2 protein-coding genes and 1 pseudogene are annotated in these 2,556 nt (G+C 59.4%); all 3 read right to left on the bottom strand.

What is annotated here, in order from left to right; all coding sequences use genetic code 11:
- Positions 1–220: pseudogene (locus JNL55_RS21425) on the bottom strand (hypothetical protein); the annotation flags it as partial.
- Entirely contained in the window at positions 220–1,614 is a 1,395-nt protein-coding gene (locus JNL55_RS21420; RefSeq protein ID WP_293858609.1) for a CmpA/NrtA family ABC transporter substrate-binding protein, read from the bottom strand. The gene JNL55_RS21420 and the pseudogene JNL55_RS21425, both read right to left, overlap by 1 nt.
- Before the next feature lie 311 nt (positions 1,615–1,925).
- A partial coding sequence (locus tag JNL55_RS21415) for an ABC transporter substrate-binding protein (protein WP_293858606.1) occupies positions 1,926–2,556 on the bottom strand: 631 nt, incomplete at its 5' end.

The following is a 2,556-nucleotide window of genomic DNA, read 5'->3' as shown; positions in this document are numbered from 1 at the left end:
CGGCCCACAAGCTCTGCGCCTGATGCGCGACTGCCATCGGACCGGGAATTTGCCCGAGGCTGGTTTGAATGCGGCCGGCCATTTGGCTCCACGCAAACAAAAACACCGCGATGGACAACAACGGAATGCCGAGCTGCTGCCACAGCTCACGCATCAGCGGCTGCAAGCTCTTACCGCGCGGCTGCGACTCACGGGCCATAGCTAGGGTCGATGTAGACATCAGCTCGCCTCTTTTTCCGACTTGGTCACCACGTTGCCGCTTTCCACCACTTGGCCTTGTTTCAGACCGATGCTGAGCTTTTGCAAATAGTCATTGGGTTTACGGCCGTCATACTCGACACCGTCGATGAATTCTTTGGTGGGCGGCCGGAAGCCGTCGCTGCTCCACGGAAAGTCTTCTTGCTTCGCTTTCTTTTCTTCGATCAACATGCGCGCGGCGCGCAGATACGGCTCGGTGCGATACACCTTCTTGGCTGTCTCGTGATACCACTGATCCGTCTGGGTTTGCGGAATCTGTCCCCAGCGACGCATCTGTGTCAGGAACCAAACCGCGTCGCTGTAGTACGGATAAGTCGCGTAGTAACGAAAGAACACATTGAAGTCCGGCACGCTGCGCTTGTCACCGCGGCCGTATTCGAAGCTGCCCGTCATGCTGTTGGCGATCACGCGATAGTCAGCACCGACATATTCGGGGCGTGACAGGATCTGCGCTGCTTCTTTACGATTCGCACCGTTGTTCGCATCGAGCCACATGCCGGCGCGAATCAAGGCTTTGAGCAGCCCCAGATGAGTGTTCGGATGCTTCTCGGCCCAAGCGCGCGTTACTCCGAAGATTTTTTCTGGATTGTTTTTCCAGATCTCGACATCGGTAATCACCGGCACGCCGACGCCTTTGAAAATGGCCTGCTGATTCCACGGCTCGCCGACGGCGTAGCCATTGATGGTGCCCGCCTCCAGGGCCGCGGGCATCTGCGGCGGCGGCGTCACAGATAGATACACGTCCGCTTTGATTTGCCCGGAGACATCGCTGGGCGAATAAAAACCAGGATGCAGACCACCGGCGGCCAGCCAGTAACGCAACTCATAGTTATGAGTCGACACTGGAAACACCATGGCCATACGAAACGGCTTGCCGGCTGCCCTATAGGCATCGACGGCGGGCTTGAGTGCGTCGGCCTTGATGGGATGAACCGGCTTGCCTTGCGCATCCACCGGCAACCGCCCCTTCATCAGATTCCACACTTCGTTGGAGACCGTGGTGGCGTTGCCGTTGAGATCCATGCTGTAGGAAGTGACGATGTCGGCTTTGGTGCCGAAGCCCACCGCTGCGCCGAGCGGCTGACCTGCCAGCATGTGCGCGCCATCCAACTCGCCGGTGATGACGCGATCCAGGATCACCTTCCAGTTGGCTTGCGGTTCGAGCGTCACATACAGGCCTTCATCCTCGAAAAAGCCTTTCTCATAGGCGATGGCCAGCGGCGCCATGTCAGTGAGCTTGATGAAGCCCAGCTTCAGTTGCTCTTTCTCCAACGCCAGCTCCGCAGCCGGCACCTGAGTGGCACTCAACGCCGCCACAGCAGCGAACAGCCAGGCTCGCAACGATGTGTGTTGCATGGATCCGGTCACTCCCCAAAACGATTCCAGAGCCAAAAAAAAACGCCGCCGACTTCAGTGCACGCGCATGGCATGCATTGGAGTCGGCGGCGTTGCCCCGGCCAGCCCGCTATTGGGCCGGCCCGATGGTTAGGAACGCGTGAGCGTCCCGTTGCTCACTGCAGTTGCAACCTGCGTGCCAGCGCGTCGAATGACGTCACACCCGCGGAAACACAACGACTTGCGCGTTTCGAACAAACAAAACTGCGGCGCGCTTGAGCCGCAACGGAGCAAAGTGTCGTGGTAGCTGCACGATGTTCGTGCAGCGCGCGTTAGCTTGCAGGCAGCTTTTGTATGTAGTCGGACAGTTGGTCCGCATCGAAACGCTGGTCGTCGAAGAATCCATCCGGCCCGAACGGCATGGACTGCGGCACCGCCGGCAGCACGTGCGAGTCAGCACCTTCTACCTTGGTGTCCGCAACCGGAATGTTTGTATCGAACTTGGCCAACGCCAGCCGATACAAGTCAGGCCGATACGTCGCGCGCACCTGCGAGACATGCTCTGGATCGAAGGCCACCTGACCCCAACGCACCATCTGCGAATAGAACCACAGTGCGTGGCTCACCCACGGGAACGTGGCCGCCTGCGAGGCCGGCACATAGAAGTTGGGCAATTGCTCCGGTCCGCCACCGGCGTGTAGACACAATCGATTCGACAGGCCACGCAATAGAATGTCCGCCGGCGCCCCGACGAAGCGCGGCTCGGCCAGCAAGCGCGACAGCTCGACATGATTCTCCGGCCGCTCGCACCACAACGCTGACTTATATAAAGAACGAACCAGCGCTTGCAGCCGGTCAGGATGACGTTGCGCCCATTCGAGTCGACAACCCAGCACCTTCTCCGGACTCAAACGCCAAATCGCGGTCGTCGGCAAGGCGATACAACCTACGCCCACCGCCACC

The sequence above is a fragment of the Steroidobacter sp. genome (genome assembly GCF_016790065.1).
Lineage (GTDB): Bacteria > Pseudomonadota > Gammaproteobacteria > Steroidobacterales > Steroidobacteraceae > Steroidobacter.
This window is presented reverse-complemented; position numbering and strand designations above follow the sequence as displayed.